Genomic DNA, 14,794 nt, shown 5'->3' with positions numbered 1-14,794 from the left:
TAGGTTAGTCTTGCCGCATGGAGAAACGCACGCCTCATTGCCAGCTGGCCGTCGTGAAGACCTTGATTGCCGACGGCAAGGTGCGATCTACGTTCTCGGCCCTGACTGGCGGTGCTGCCTTGGGCTTCGACTTTGACGGCATCGTCAGCGTGGTTGCCTCGCTGACCCCGAAGGATTTCTACAAGAGCATGACTACGCATGCGGATCATCGGGTGTGGCAAGACGTGTACCGGCCCAGCACGTCCGCTGGCGAGGTCTACCTGAAACTGACGGTCATCGATGACGTGCTCATCGTGTCCTTCAAGGAGCTTTGACCATGAAATGTCCATCGTGTGCAGGCGCGGAACTGGTGCGAGACACCCGCGACCTGCCCTATACCTACAAGGGCGAATCGACCCTCATTCCGAGCGTCACGGGTGACTTCTGCCCGATCTGCGGGGAAATGATCCTAGATGTTGCCGAGTCGGTACGAACCAGTGCGGTGATGCTGGATTTCAACAAACAGGTGAATGCCTCAATCGTCGATCCCAGTTTCATCGCCAGCGTCCGAAAGAAGCTGGCACTCGACCAACGCGAAGCGGCCGAGATCTTCGGCGGTGGCGTCAATGCGTTCTCGCGGTACGAAACCGGCAAGACCAAGCCCCCGCTGGCGCTAGTGAAGTTGCTCAAGGTGCTTGATCGTCATCCTGACCTGTTGAATGAAGTGAGGGCGGCCTGACCGGCGCGGAATCAGTCGTCGCTTCCGTCCGCGTAATCCAGGCTTTCCGGATACAGCCCCATGAGATCCGACAAGGTGTCGCGAATCTGCTCCAACGCCTCCATCATGCCGTTGACCTGATCGCCCAATGCGCCGGCAAGGTCGAAGAACTCACCGGCCTGGCGTCGTGCGCCGTTGTTGACTACGGCCATCGCGAGCTGATGAAGCTTGAGCAGGTCATCGCGGATCACGGGTGGCGCGCCGTGATCGCGGTCGTTCAACTCGTCCCGAAGGCTGTCAACTGAATCCACCGCAGCAAGAATGCGCGTGGTCTCGAAGTTCTCGTAGAGATTCTGCCATTCGGCTTCGGTCATGGCCCCCATACATCATCCTCGTAAGGAAAAGTGGGTTGGGGACTTTCGTCTAGGCCGCAGAGTGTCGCTGCGATAGTTTCCGACTTAGCCAAACGAGCGAGCCTTACCCTGAAGGCGCCCGCCACGACAGTGTATCGGCCTGTGGATTCGCGGCGCACCGTGATCGGCACCATTAGAGACTTGCGCTTTCTGCCAACACTGCCGCCCTGTGCTGCGATATAGCGCCTGACTTGGGCTGCCGTAGGCTCCGGTGCATCCCGGAGCCGCTTAGGAATGTCGATTTCGTCAAGTGGCAGTAGCAGCAGCATGTTCAGGCTTCATCGGAATGCTGGTCAGTGGTCACCGGAATCCGCAGATTATCTCCATCGGCTCAAGAAACGAAGTGTCAGGAGGTCGCCGATTATCTTCCGGGCGGCTGGTGGACGGTAAACGCTAAAGGCGCGTTCCAGTGGCGCGACGGATTCGGAGGGGGAATCGTTGTTCGCTGGGCCGACCCAGTACCTGCTGTTATCGCCAAACGGTTCGACGACAACGTATTGGCGGTTATGGAAGTCGAAGCGGACGCGAACGTCATCGCTCCCACCGAACGCACTAGCGAGAGCGACGTCGGTTACCCCGTCGACGGCCTGAAGGAGCTTGCAAATCGTCCGCCGCGAGGCGTAGATGTTGTCGATCTCAAAAGCGACGACTTGGCCAGAGTCGTTGCGCAATGGGTAGGTGTGCATTGTTGTGCTCTCGCGGTGAGGTTAGGGAGTGCAGTCGCAGGAAGTAGCCGTGGCGCCGTAGTAGCCGCTGATACTCGCGGCAGCGCCCCATGCGTTGCCGATTGTGTTCGTTCTGCCTGCGGCGGCCCTCAGCGCCTCGTCTGTACCGTATTTGGCGAGGTTCGGCGGGCGGAAAGAGTGGCCGCCGCCAAATGCTCGGCGAAGGCCGGATCGAAATGCGCTCGCCTGAAGGCCTGAAGAGGCTAAGCGCGACCCAGCCTTTGCGAGGCCGGCATAAGCTAGACGGCCCGCACCAAGCGCGAACGACGACCACGAGCCGACGGAGTACGCCGACGAGCATCGGTCTACCATCTCGTCCGTGCCTGCGGCTTTTCGGATCAACCTGGTGATCCCCAGCGATGCACCATCGCCAAGTCCGGCCCAGAAATCTACGGTGTGCTGCGGCGGAGACCAACCACCCGTCGCACGGTAGATCGTCGCCCACAGGGTATCCATATAGTCCAAGCCAAGCGGGTCAATGAGGGCGAGTGGGTCGCTGCCGACGTAGCCATACACGCTCGGCCCCGCGGCCAGCCCCAGCGGATCCGGCCGCCCGTACCGCCCCAGCGTTGCCTCGTAGTAACGCTGCACGTTGTATTTCAGCCCGGTCTCGGCGTCGGCGTAGTGGCCCGGGAACTGGAGCGCGAAATCGAAGGTGCCGCCCGGGCGTTGCTCGCCGAACGGATTGCGCGCGTACGCCCACCGCCACACAGGCGCCGTCGTCTGGTCGGTGACCACGCGCGTCGAGCCCAGCCCATCGGCGTGGATGTAGCGCACCTCCGCCGGTGCCGCGCCAGCCGGTGTGTCCACGACCGCCACTGGCAGATCACCGAGCCGCACGTAGTCGCGGAAGCCGCCGTCTGTGGCCTCGCTGGCGAGCTGGCTGGCTTCGTCGTAGGCAAACTGCGTGGTCGCGCTCCCCGCATCCTTCGCCACACGCTCGCCGAGCACGTTATAGACGTAGGTGCCCGCAGTGACACCATTCCGCTGCGCCAGCCCCAGCCGGCCGCGGTTGTTGTACGCGAACCCGAACGTCTCCCCGCCGACCACGCTGCCCGTGGTGTTCCCGGCCGCGTCGTAGGCGCGCGGATACGCGCCCGTGGTCACCAGGTGGTGGGCTAATTTTGCCCAACCCCCAAAAATGTAAAATCAGCCGAGAGGCACTTCTTGCATCTCCTTCAAGGCCTTGCTCCAGTAGTCTGGATCGGCGTATCTGGCGGCAAGCGCATCAATGTCGACCTTGGTGGTAGTTTCGTTGAATTCGAACGTGCCAAACAAGTTGATATGTTGCCAAGCTACCGGGGAGATTCCTCGTAAGATGGCGATAGCCTCCTGGTCGCCAGCGGCCACCTTCTGTGCATATACCTTAGACAGTAGTGCCGTGTTGTAGAAGATGATCGCATTGGCAATCAGGCGCGAGCACTCGTTCCAGATTTGCTGTTCGGCTTCGGTGTGAACTCGGAACTTGCCGCCGTTGACGTAGGCGACCGCTTTGCGGAACCGGTGATACGCCTCCCCTCGGTTCAGCGCTTTTTGCACGCTTTGCCGCAAATCCACGTCGTCGATGAAGTCGAGGATGTACAGCGTGCGGCAGATGTTGTCGAGTTCCCACAGGGCCTTCTTGGTCTGGTTCTGGCGGGCGTAGCTGCTCAACTTGCGGACGATGGTGGCCTGAGTCACATCCTTCTGCGCCAGTGAGGCCATGATGCGCTGGATGTTGGGCCACTCCTTCACGATGAGTTCGTCGTAGACCTTGCGTGCCGGCTTGATAAACATGTCGGCGTAATGACTGGGATGCTCGAAGGCGACCAGAGTTTGCATCTTCTTGTGCAGATCGCGGTACCGCGGCGCGAAGCCATATCCGAAGGTGCGCAAGATCCAGAAATTGACTTGGTTGGTACCGTGCGTATCGGTCGAATGTCGTTCCGGCTTGATATCGGACGTGTTGTTGTACAGCAGGTCGAAAACGTAGTGACTCTCGTGCTCGTGCGTGCCGATGATACGGGCGTTGATCGGTACGTGGTTGGCCACCAGCGTGTACGCGCTCACGCCTTTCTGCAACCCGAAATACTTCGGCGAGTATCGGGCATTGATGGTATCGATCTGAGTTTCGATGCGCTGCCCGTCACTGCTGGAATGCATCTCGTCGCGGATGTCGTACAGATGGAACGCCGGCAAGGTCGCAATGGCATTCGTGATGGCATCGTTGGCGGCCCGTAGGGTTTCCAGCCGCAGATAGTTGCGTGCGGTGCCCTGTAATGACGAAAAGCTCAGGCCCGAAACTTCCGCCATCTTCCACAAGCCCATGTTGGTACCAAGCGCGACCACGCAAGCCAGGATTTCGCGGGCATCGGGGGCATGCTTGACATAGCGATCGAGCACATGGGTAAAGGCCCCCAGGAAGCCCGTCGCTCCCGCAACGAATCTCAACAGGTCGGCTATGCCGGTGCCGGGTAACTGGCTATAGAACGAGCCGCTGACGGGTTCTTCAGGCGTCGGGTAGATCAGCTTCCACCGTCGTTTCTCGGCACGGCCGGTGACTTTGATGTGTTTGTTGGCGGAGTCGATAATACGCTGGTTCACTTGCGCAAACCGGGTTTCCAGCGCCTCACGGAACGTGCTCAACGTGTCCTCGATGGGGGCCATCAGGAGCGGTACACCAATCTCCTGTAGGACTGTTTCGCGCTGCTCCCAGCGCATGTCGCTAATCAGGTCATCTTCGAAGCGACGAAATTCGTTGCTGTCCTTGACGAACAGGTCTCCGGCTTCCAGCGCGTTCCGTAACAGCCGATAGACGAGGAACTCATAACGATCGACTTCCAACCGCTTGCCCTGATCCTTCGCATCGCCTGCCTCGTCAGTCTCGGCAAAGAGGTGGCGCTGCAGGCTCTTCGGAATCATCGCCGTGGGAAATAGTGACGGTTGGGTCTGTCGCGGCGACTTGCCCGCGCGCAACAGCTCCTGCAGGAACGTGACCGCATCCAGTAGCGGCGCATCCTCCACCCGGCCGGCGAAGTCCAGTTCGCAGAACATGTGCCGAAGGTTGCGCTTGAATCGGTGCGACAGCGTTGTGGTGTAGTAGGACCACTGGAAGGCAGTCTTGTCGAAAGCGACATTGCGCAGGTAGTCGGCCACTGCCGCAAAGCGCTCCGGCTTCAGCAGTTCAAAGGCTTTCTTCTGGACGGTGGCGAACGGGCTGTCGACGGCGATGGACTTGTCGATGAACAGGCGAAGCACCTCGCCCGCCGCCTGCAAGTGTTCGCTGGCGTCCACCAGCGTCTGCTGCATCGCCGCCTCGGCGGCGTGTTTGGACTGCTTTTCATACTGGTCGACCAGATGAATGAACGCCTCGATGAGGTTGTCGTTGATCTGTCGGAAGCGATGGAAAGCGAAACAGAGCAGGTACAGGCGCGTCGTGCCCTTGGGCATGCGCTGCAGTTTGTAGACCGTGTAGAACTTGACCAGCGACGCATAGTACTTGCCGCTCTCGTTGGACAAGCCGGCCGCGACGAGAAAGCTCTGGGCGAACTCGTGCAGCGGCTGGAAGAATTTTCGCCGTTCGACTTCGCGCTTGAGCTCCTTGTAGCTGAAGTCCTTCGGTTCACGCTTGAGCGCACTGATCCGATACATCTGTTCGTCGGCCCGCAGCAAGTCGTCGAGACTTCGCTCGACCGCTGGGGTCATCGCCTGTTCGAGTAGGCGGGTGACGCGATGGCGTTCGTGCGTCACCACCCGTCCCACCATGTCCTGCATCGTCGTGTACTGCAGCGCCACGATCCGTTCGTTGCTCAGGTGCTGCAGTGACTCACGCCGGATGTACAGCGGTTGGGTCGACAGTGTTGCGATTCGCTGGGCTTTTTGCTCCAGCTCCGTCTTGGCGACGTTGTCGCACACGCGGTACCCAAATAGGTCGAGAACGGTTTGCTGGATGGCACCGCGCGTGGGCCTGGATGGCGCCTTGATCGATTCGACGGTCTGGCCCGGAAAATACTGCCCGAGCAGGTAGCACAGGTCATTGGCCACGGCGCCCTGCTCGAAGGTGAAGAACTGTCGCTTGGCCTTGAAGTAGCCCAACTCCAATGCCAAATACAGGCCGACGGCAGGAGTGCGTGCGTCGACAGCGGCCTTTTCCGCTGGGCTTAGGTCGAAGTAAAGGTTCCGGTCGTCGTCGGTAAATTTGGGCAGTCCATACAGGTCTTCAACCTCTTCAGAAGTGAGGATGTTCAGACGGTGAGAATCAGAGGCCGACGTCATTCAAATTGCCCGGAGAGTTTGTTCTTTTGCAGCGACCAGGAGCTTCGTTATCGCTGCTTCGTCAGTGCCAGCATAGAGTCAAGAACGAGGTGGTGACGATACCCGGTGTGAATGTGCCAGGCGATCAGTCAATCGTCGTCGTCCACACGACCCGCTGGCCGGTCGTTTCAGATTCAATTGTCCAGAGCACGCTTAACGAATAATTGAGAAGTCGTTGAGTGGGGACGCGCGGGTTGCTCATTACTGTGCCGACGATGTCATAGCGCGCAGGGATATTCGTGGCCCCATCCGTCCGTCTCACCGTTGTGGTGCCCGCGTACAACGAAGCGGAAGTGCTCCCCCTGTTTCATGCGCGTCTTGTCGGCGTGCTCGATGGGATGGCGCTCGATGCGCGGGTGATCTATGTCGATGACGGAAGTCGCGATGGCACATGGCTCGTACTCAACCGGCTGATGGGCCAAGACCCGCGCATCGGCGCGCTGCGCTTGAGCCGCAACTTCGGCAAGGAAGCCGCACTGACCGCGGGTCTCGACGCCGTGACGGATGAGGCCGATGCCATCGTCATCATTGATGCCGATCTGCAAGATCCGCCCGAACTTATTCCTGAACTGCTGGCGCGCTGGCGCGCTGGCTACGACGTGGTTTACGCCACTCGCGAACACCGTGAAGGCGAGAGCTGGTTCAAGCGAGCGACGGCACATCTCTTCTACCGTTTGATGGCGCGCATGGCGGCGTTCAACGTGCCGCACGATACTGGTGATTTCCGCCTGATGTCGGCGCGTGCGGTGGCCGCGCTGCGCCAGTTGCGTGAGCGCCAACGTTTCATGAAGGGCCTGTTCGGCTGGATCGGCTATCCCCATACGGCGGTGATGTACCAGCGCAGCCCTCGCCAAGCAGGTCGCACCAAATGGAACTACTGGCGGCTGTTCAATCTGGCGGTGGAAGGCATCACGTCGTTTTCCATTCTGCCGCTGCGACTGGCCACGGCCGTGGGTGTTGCGACGTCGGTGTGCGCCTTCAGCTATGGCGCAGGGGTCTTTATCAAGGCGGTGCTGTGGGGTGATCCGGTCAAGGGTTATCCCTCACTGATGGTGGTGGTTCTGGTGCTGGGCGGTCTGCAACTGCTGGCATTGGGCGTGCTCGGCGAATATCTCGGCCGTGTATACGCGGAAGTCAAACAGCGGCCGATCTATCTGATCGAGGCGGCGTGTCAGGTGCTGGCGATGCCCTCGCCACGCGGCACCGACACACCGCCATCGGTGGTCGCCGCATCGCTCCCCATCAAGGATCCTCGATGAGCGTCAAGCACACGGTTCAAAATGACGCTCGCACCGCGGGTGCCTGGTACGCGCGATTCAGCGGGGCCGCCTTGTTGCTGGGGATCGGGTGGCTCGCGGCCTGGTTTTACGGACTGGCAGGCCGCTCGCTTGGCGAACCGGATGAAGGGCGGTATGCAGAAGTCGCCTACGAGATGTTGACCCGCGGCGACTGGATCACGCCCCGCCTGGATGGTTTCAACTTCTTCGATAAGCCGCCCTTGCATTACTGGGCCAGCGCGACCGCCTATGCGCTCTTCGGGGCGCATCCGTGGAGCGCACGCCTGTGGTGCGCGCTCACCGGATTGCTGGCGATCGTGGCGATCGGCTGGGCCGGTGCGCGGCTATTCGGTCGTGAAGCAGGCGGTTACGCGGCCGCCATACTCGGAAGTTCGTTACTGTTCGCTTTCGCCGCGCATATCAACACGCTGGATATGGGGGTCACGGCGTTTCTCGCGGTGGGCATGGCGTGTTTTCTGGTGGCGCAGTTCGATCCGACCGCGCGGCATCTGCGCACACGACTGAACCTGCTGATGTGGGCAGCGCTGGCCCTGGCGGTGCTTTCCAAAGGACTGATCGGCGTGGTGTTTCCCGGCATGATCCTGGGCATCTTCATGCTGTGGCAGCGTGACTGGGGGGTACTGCGGCGCGTGTCCCTCGTGCCCGGTGTACTGGTGCTGCTGGTGCTGTGCGCGCCGTGGTTCATTTTGATATGCCGCCTGCATCCGGATTTCTTCGACTATTTCTTCATCCGGGAGCATTTCACGCGGTTCTTGACCTCGGCCGACGGTCGCTCCAAGGTCTTTGGGTTCTTTCTCCCCGTCGTGATCCTCGGCATGTTTCCCTGGACGTTGCTGTTGCCATGGAACAGGACCGGGTGGCGTGCTATCGGTGCCAGCCAACCCGCACAACGCTTCCTGTTGGTCTGGGTGAGCGTGGTCTTCGTGTTCTTTTCGGCCTCGCATTCCCAGCTACCGTTCTACATTCTGCCGGTGTTTCCTGCCTTGGCGCTGTTGCTGGGACGCGCGGCCACGGTTCTGCCGCTGCAGGCCCTGGCGCGCCGTTTTTGGTTGATCGCCACTCTGGCGACCCTCAGCGCTGCGATAGCCATCGTGGTCATGCTCGCTGCACGCACGGCGATTCCGAAACAGGTATTGGAGGACGTGTTGAGCGGGGTGTCGTTGGCCTTGTTGCTGATGGCGGTCGCCGCGATGGTGGGTACGTGGGCCTTGCATCGTGACCGTCGCCGCACCGCCATTCATGGGCTTGCCTTGGCCACCCTGATCGGATGGCAGCTTTCGCTGGTGGCATCGCAGCCCTTCGTCGACATGCGCTCCGCCGCACCCGTCGCTCGTCTCATCCAGCCCGAGCTCGGGCCGCACACCGAGGTATTCACGGTGAATGCGTATTTACGAGGGTTGCCGTTTTACCTTGGGCGCCCCATCACCGTGGTCGACCAAAATTCCGATGATCTGACGCCCGGCTTGGCGTCGCGGCCGGACGGCTACATCGCCGACCTCGCCACGTTCGAACAGCGCTGGCGCTCCAGCAATGATGCGATCGCCCTGGTCGCGGACAACCTGGTGGGACAACTGCGGAGCGAGGGGCTGCCGTTTCGTGAGCTGGGCCGCGAAGCGACCGGTGTCATTATCAGCCGACACGAAACGGCACCACCCCCACGGGCGATGCCATGAGGGGGACACCGATGATGCGTGATGGCAGTTGCCCGAAGGCGTATGTCGCACCAGGCACGTTCCCGTGAAGAACCGATTGATCTCCTGCGCGGAAGATTCATGAACAAGCACGTTACACGCATCGTGGTCGTCGGCCTGGCACTCGGTTTGACAGCCTGCGCAAGCTATCGGCCACGGCCGATTGAACCGGCCGCCACCGTCACTGCGTTCGAGCACCGCTCGTTGCACGATCCGAGTCTGCAGGCGTTTCTGCAGCGAAACGACTCCGCGTACCACCCGACCACGGGGCCATCCTCGTGGGATCTGCGCTCCCTCACTTGGGTGGCTCTGTACTATCAGCCGGATCTCGATGTGGCACGCGCCAAATGGCGCGCCGCCGAGGCAGCAGTGATCACGGCCGGCGCCCGTCCGAATCCGACGTTGGATTTCACCAATCAATACAACGTCGATGCCCCTGCTGGCGTGTCGCCCTGGACGGTGGGCCCAACAATCAATGTACCGATCGAGACGGCAGGCAAACGCGGCGACCGGATTCGACAGGCGCAGCAACTGGCCGAAGCGGCACGCTTGAATATCGCGGAGACCGCGTGGCAAGTCCGCCGTCGCGTGCGCAGCAGCTTGCTTGGCGTGTATCCCACCGTGCCCTTGCTGCGTCGACAACAGGAGCGACAAGCGGAGCTGGTCAGGTTGATCGAACGGCGGACTGCAACGGGGGAAGCGTCGCAGCCGGAGCTCATCCAGGCGCACATCACGCTCAACCAGCTCAGCTTGAATCTGCAGGAAGCGCAGAAGCGTCTTGCTGAAAACCGGGTGCAGTTGGCGTCGGCGTTGGGTCTGCCGGTGAGTGCGCTCCATGGCGTCACGCTGTCGATGACGACGTTCGAGCATATGCCACCCCTGAGCGCGTTGCCGTCGCATGACGTGCAACGTCAAGCGCTGCGGGATCGCCCCGATGTCCGCGCTGCGCTGGCCGACTACGAAGCCAGTCAGGCCGCGTTGCAAGGCGAAGTGGCCAAGCAATATCCCGACATCACGCTCGGTCCGGGTTTTCTGTGGGATGCCGCACAGGCCAAGTGGTCGTTGGGGCTATCGCTGGTGCTGCCGTTGTTCAACCACAATCAGGGGCCGATCGCCGAAGCCCAGGCGCATCGCCAGCAGGCGGCCGCCAATTTTCTTGCCGTGCAAGCGCAGGCGATCGGCGAAGTCGACCAAGCGCTGGCCGGCTATCGCCAGGTTGTCGGCAAACTTGGTACCGCCGATACCTTGCTGGCGGCCCAACGCAAAGCGGCGCGCTCAGCCGAGGCGCTGTATCAGGCGGGCGAAACGGATCGGTTGAGTCTGATCGGCGCCCAGGTGGAATTGGCCGCGGCCGAACTGGCCCGTCTCGATACCCTCCTGCAGGCCCAGCAATCGCTGGGCGCGCTCGAAGATGCCATGCGGCACCCCTTGGGTGCACTTGCGACCGACATTCACACCCTTGAAAACGCGCCCCGCATGCAGGATTCCCAGCCATGAACAAGAAATCCATTCTCGCGGCCATCCTGGGCGCCATCGTGCTGGCTCTGGCGGTCTGGGGATTCCTGGCTGGCCAGAAGGAGCGCGCCACGGAGGCCCAGCGCGAGGCTCCGGTGAAGGCGCCGTCGCGCGTGTCGCAGGTGCAGGATCAAACGGCGGTCACGCTGGATACGGCGGATCAGAAGCAGAGCGGGATCGTCGTGGTCGCGCAACAGGCCATGGCCCATCGTCCGATGCTGCAAACGTTCGGAACGGTGCTGGATGTAGCGGATCTGATCGCGTTGCGCAACGCCAACGTCGCCGCCCAAACCCAGGTGGACAAGGCCGAGGCGGCGCTGCAGGCTTCCCACGCCGAATACCAGCGACTGCAATCGTTGCATCGCGACGAACGCAATATTTCCGACAAGGTCTTGCAGGCGGCCGCCGCGGTATGGCATGCCGACCAAGCCGCTTGGCGGGCGGCGCAAGCCGCGCTGACCGCCGCGCAGCAGACCGCAAGCCAGCAATGGGGCGACGTCTTGGCCAAGGCGGCGGATGCGAATATGCCGCTGTTCACGCGTCTGGTCACTCGCCAGCAAGTCCTGGTCCAGGTGGTGTTGCCGGCGACCACCGCACTCGCCCAGCCCCCTGCCCAAGCGCGCGTGCAGAGCGTCAATGGTGACTTTCACGCCGCCACCTTGATCTCGCCCGCGCCACGCACCGATCCCCGTCTGCAGGGGGCCAGTTTCTTCTATGCCGTGTCGGCCGAAGGTCTCTTGCCGGGCATGGCGGTCACCGCGTATCTGCCCTCGGGCACGTCGTTACAAGGCACGATGATTCCCGGCTCGGCGGTTGTGTGGTGGCAGGGTCGATCGTGGATTTATAGCCGCAACCAGCCTGACCGTTTCGTGCGCCATGCGTTACCGGTCGACAACCCGGTGGACGGCGGCTGGTTCGTGGCCCAGGGGTTTGCTCGGGGCGAACCGATTGTGGCAACGGGCGCGCAATTGTTGCTCTCGGAAGAGCAGCGGTCACGCATTGCCGTAGGTGAAGACGGAGACAAGCAATGAGGCAGGACGCGCCGGGGCTGCTGGCGGCGATCGTCCGCTTCTCGTTGCGGTTTCGTGGTGTGGTGCTGGTGCTGGCGGGCATCCTGATTGTCTATGGCACGCTCACACTGTCGCGTAGCAAATACGACGTGTTTCCGGAATTCGCCCCGCCGCAGGTGTCGATTCAGACCGAAGCGCCAGGGTTGGCGCCCGAACAGGTGGAGGTGTTGGCGACCCAACCGATCGAGAACGCGATCAACGGCCTGCCGGGGCTGCAGGCGCTGCGATCGCAATCGATCCAGGGCTTGTCGGTGATCACCATCACCTTCAATCCGGGCAGCGACATCTATCGGGATCGGCAGAATCTCGGGGAGCGTCTCGGTGCGCTTGCCACCCAGTTGCCGCAAGGCGTGCAGGTGCCGGTGATGTCGCCGCTGACCTCCTCCACCAGTGTGGTGCTGGATATCGGCCTGACTTCCGACAAGCGATCGCTGATGGAGCTGCGCACGCTCTCCGACTGGACGCTGAAACCGGCGTTGCTGGCGGTACCGGGCGTCGCAAAGGTTGCGGTGTTCGGGGGCGATACCAAGGAATACCAGGTCCAGATCCACCCGGAGCAATTGCTCAAATACAATCTCGCGGTCGACGACGTCCTGACGGCGGCGCGTCGGGCCACGGGTGTGCGTGGTGCCGGGTTCATCGACACATCCAATCAGCGCATCGTCCTGCAGAGCGCCGGGCAAGCGCTCACCGTGCAGGAAATCGCCGGTACCATCGTGCGGCATCAGGCGGGTGGAAATGTCACCTTGGGTGACGTCGCGCAGGTGGTCGTTGCCCCGGAGCCGCCCATCGGGGCGTCCTCGATCATGGGCCATCCGGCCGTCCAGTTGGTGATTTCCGAGCAGTACGGTGCCAATACACTTGAGGTCACTCAGAGCGTCGAAAAAGCGCTGGCCAGTATGAAGCCGGGCCTGACCGCGCAGGGCATCACCTTGCATGCCGATCTATTTCGTCCCGCCAACTTCATCACGACGGCGACAGGCAACATCAAATCTTCGCTGATGATCGGCGGCGTGCTCGTCGTGATCGTGCTGATGCTGTTCCTGTACAACCTGCGTACGGCCGCGATCTCGCTGGTGGCGATCCCGTTGTCGTTGCTCGCCGCCGTGACGGTATTGGAATATTTCGGCTTCAGCCTCAACACCATGACCTTGGGCGGCCTGGCCATCGCCATCGGTTTGCTGGTGGACGATGCGGTGATCGTGGTGGAGAACATCTACCGCCGGCTGCGCGAGAATCGGCATGCCGAGGTACCCCGCGCCGTCTTCACGGTGCTGCTGGACGCTTCGCTGGAAGTGCGCAGCGCGGTGGTCTACGCGACGCTGGCGATCGCGTTGGTGTTCATTCCCGTGCTGACCATGTCAGGCATCGCAGGGCGCCTGTTCGCGCCCTTGGGCATTGCCTATGTATTGGCGACGCTGGCCTCGCTCCTGGTCGCCATGACGGTCACCCCCGCCTTGTGCTACTTGCTGCTGGCCAACCGCCCCTTGCCGGAAAGCGAAGCGCCGTTGGTGCGTTGGACCAAGGATCGTTATCGCGGCATGCTGTTGCGTGTGGAGACCAGCTATCGCGTGGTCATGACGGTGGTCGTAGTGGTGACGTTGATGGCGGTGGCGGCGCTGCCGTTCTTCGGAGGCAGCTTTCTGCCGGAATTGCGCGAAGGCCATTTCATCGTGCACATGTCGGCGGTGCCGGGGACCTCGCTGCAGGAGTCGATACGCATCGGCAACCATGTGACCGCCGCACTGCTGAAGCTGCCCTTCGTCCGTTCGGTGTCGCAAAATGCCGGGCGTGCCGAAAAGGCCGACGACACGTGGGGCACGCAATACAGCGAGTTCAACGTCGATCTCAAACCTCTCAGCGGTGATGCGGCAGAAGCGGCTGTCTCGGATATTCGCAAGGCGCTGGCACCATTTCCCGGCGTCAACTTCGCGGTCAAGACCTTCCTGACCGAGCGTGTCGAAGAAACCCTGTCGGGCTTTACCGCCGCCGTGGCGGTCAATATCTACGGCAACGATCTGGACACGCTCGACGCCAAGGCGGCGGACGTCGCGAAGATTCTGGCGCAGCTGCCCGGCGCGGCGGATGTCCAAGTGCAGTCACCGCCGGGTACGCCGCAGTTGGTCGTACGCTTGCGCAAGCAAGCGCTGGCGCATTGGGGATTCGATGCGGTGACGGTGCTCGACGCCATCCGCACCGCCTACCAAGGCGATCAGGTCGGCCAGGTCTACGACGGGAACCGCGTGTTCAATGTCTCGGTCATCCTCGCGCCCCAACAACGTGGCAAGGTGGCCGAAGTGGGTGCCTTGCCGATTCGCAACGCCGCCGGCACGTATGTCCCACTGAAAGAACTGGCCGACGTCTATGAGGATGCGGGGCGCTACGTCGTCTTGCATGATGGTGCCCGGCGCGTGCAGACCGTGACCGCCAACGTGAGCGGGGGCAACGTCTCGGCTTTTGTCGCCGCCGCCCAACAGCAGATTGCCGCCAAGGTCGCGCTGCCGCCCGGCAGCTACGTGGAGTTTGGCGGTGCGGCTGCGGCGCAGAGCCAGTCCACGCATGATCTGCTGATCAATTCGCTGATCGCCGGTGTTGCCATCATCTTGTTGTTGTTCATGGTGCTCGGCAGCACGCGCAGTTTGTTGCTGGTGCTGGTCAATCTGCCGTTCGCGCTGGTCGGTGGGGTACTGGCGGTGTTCGCCACCGGCGGCGGCCTTTCCATCGGCTCGATGGTGGGTTTCGTCACCTTGTTTGGCATTACCCTGCGCAACTCGATCATGCTCTTGTCGCACTACGATCATCTGGTCAATGTCGAAGGCATGACATGGGGACCGGAGGCTGCCCTGCGCGGTGCGCAAGAACGCCTGTCGCCCATCTTGATGACCGCGCTGGTCACGGCCTTGGGGCTGTTGCCGCTGGCGATCGGCAGTGGCGCTCCGGGTCGCGAGATCGAGGGGCCGATGGCGCTGGTCATTCTCGGCGGATTGGTCACCAGCACCGCGCTCAATCTGCTGGTGCTGCCCACGCTGGCCCTGCGTTACGGTCGTTTCCAGCGCGATACGCCGGGCGACACCCACCCCGCGGAGGCTTAG

Annotated in this window: 10 protein-coding genes; 7 read left to right on the top strand and 3 right to left on the bottom strand. The window is 61.9% G+C overall.

Annotated features, from left to right (window positions below; all coding sequences use genetic code 11):
• Positions 1-17 precede the first annotated feature (17 nt).
• A complete protein-coding gene (locus LRK53_RS18660) occupies positions 18-314 on the top strand; it encodes a type II toxin-antitoxin system MqsR family toxin (RefSeq protein WP_235642675.1) in 297 nt (98 codons plus the stop codon).
• Between the two features lie 2 nt (positions 315-316).
• On the top strand, positions 317-718 hold the full coding sequence (locus LRK53_RS18655) for a type II toxin-antitoxin system MqsA family antitoxin (RefSeq protein ID WP_235642674.1): 402 nt from the start codon (positions 317-319) through the stop codon (positions 716-718).
• 11 nt (positions 719-729) lie between these two features.
• Here LRK53_RS18655 and LRK53_RS18650 read toward each other — a convergent pair whose 3' ends face one another.
• The 3 genes from LRK53_RS18650 to LRK53_RS18640 all read right to left on the bottom strand — a co-directional run bounded on the left by LRK53_RS18650 (position 730) and on the right by LRK53_RS18640 (position 6,089).
• Positions 730-1,071, bottom strand: coding sequence for a transposase (locus LRK53_RS18650; protein ID WP_425504557.1), 342 nt, complete (start codon positions 1,069-1,071; stop codon positions 730-732).
• 746 nt (positions 1,072-1,817) lie between these two features.
• Positions 1,818-2,942, bottom strand: a complete 1,125-nt coding sequence (locus LRK53_RS18645; protein WP_235642672.1) for an RHS repeat-associated core domain-containing protein — start codon at positions 2,940-2,942, stop codon at positions 1,818-1,820.
• Positions 2,943-2,984: 42 nt separating this feature from the next.
• Positions 2,985-6,089 (bottom strand): Tn3 family transposase, encoded by a 3,105-nt coding sequence (locus LRK53_RS18640; RefSeq protein WP_015447883.1) that lies wholly within the window; start codon positions 6,087-6,089, stop codon positions 2,985-2,987.
• 278 nt (positions 6,090-6,367) lie between these two features.
• On the opposite strand from LRK53_RS18640, the gene LRK53_RS18635 reads away from it, so the two are divergent.
• The 5 genes from LRK53_RS18635 to LRK53_RS18615 all read left to right on the top strand — a co-directional run bounded on the left by LRK53_RS18635 (position 6,368) and on the right by LRK53_RS18615 (position 14,794).
• Positions 6,368-7,387 (top strand): glycosyltransferase family 2 protein, encoded by a 1,020-nt coding sequence (locus LRK53_RS18635; protein ID WP_015447884.1) that lies wholly within the window; start codon positions 6,368-6,370, stop codon positions 7,385-7,387.
• On the top strand, positions 7,384-9,099 hold the full coding sequence (locus tag LRK53_RS18630) for a glycosyltransferase family 39 protein (RefSeq protein WP_015447885.1): 1,716 nt from the start codon (positions 7,384-7,386) through the stop codon (positions 9,097-9,099). Before LRK53_RS18635 ends, LRK53_RS18630 begins: the two co-directional genes overlap by 4 nt.
• A gap of 99 nt (positions 9,100-9,198) precedes the next feature.
• Complete coding sequence (locus tag LRK53_RS18625; protein WP_015447886.1) at positions 9,199-10,614, top strand: TolC family protein; 1,416 nt, start codon at positions 9,199-9,201, stop codon at positions 10,612-10,614.
• Complete coding sequence (locus LRK53_RS18620; RefSeq protein ID WP_015447887.1) at positions 10,611-11,663, top strand: RND family efflux transporter; 1,053 nt, start codon at positions 10,611-10,613, stop codon at positions 11,661-11,663. The genes LRK53_RS18625 and LRK53_RS18620 overlap by 4 nt, the downstream gene beginning before the upstream one ends.
• Positions 11,660-14,794 carry an efflux RND transporter permease subunit gene (locus tag LRK53_RS18615; RefSeq protein WP_015447888.1) on the top strand — a complete coding sequence of 1,045 codons (3,135 nt, stop codon included), beginning with the start codon at positions 11,660-11,662 and terminating at the stop codon, positions 14,792-14,794. Before LRK53_RS18620 ends, LRK53_RS18615 begins: the two co-directional genes overlap by 4 nt.

It is taken from the genome of Rhodanobacter thiooxydans, from assembly GCF_021545845.1.
Taxonomy (GTDB): domain Bacteria; phylum Pseudomonadota; class Gammaproteobacteria; order Xanthomonadales; family Rhodanobacteraceae; genus Rhodanobacter.
The sequence above is the reverse complement of the archived record's forward strand: the minus strand, read 5'-3'. Positions and strand labels throughout refer to the sequence as shown.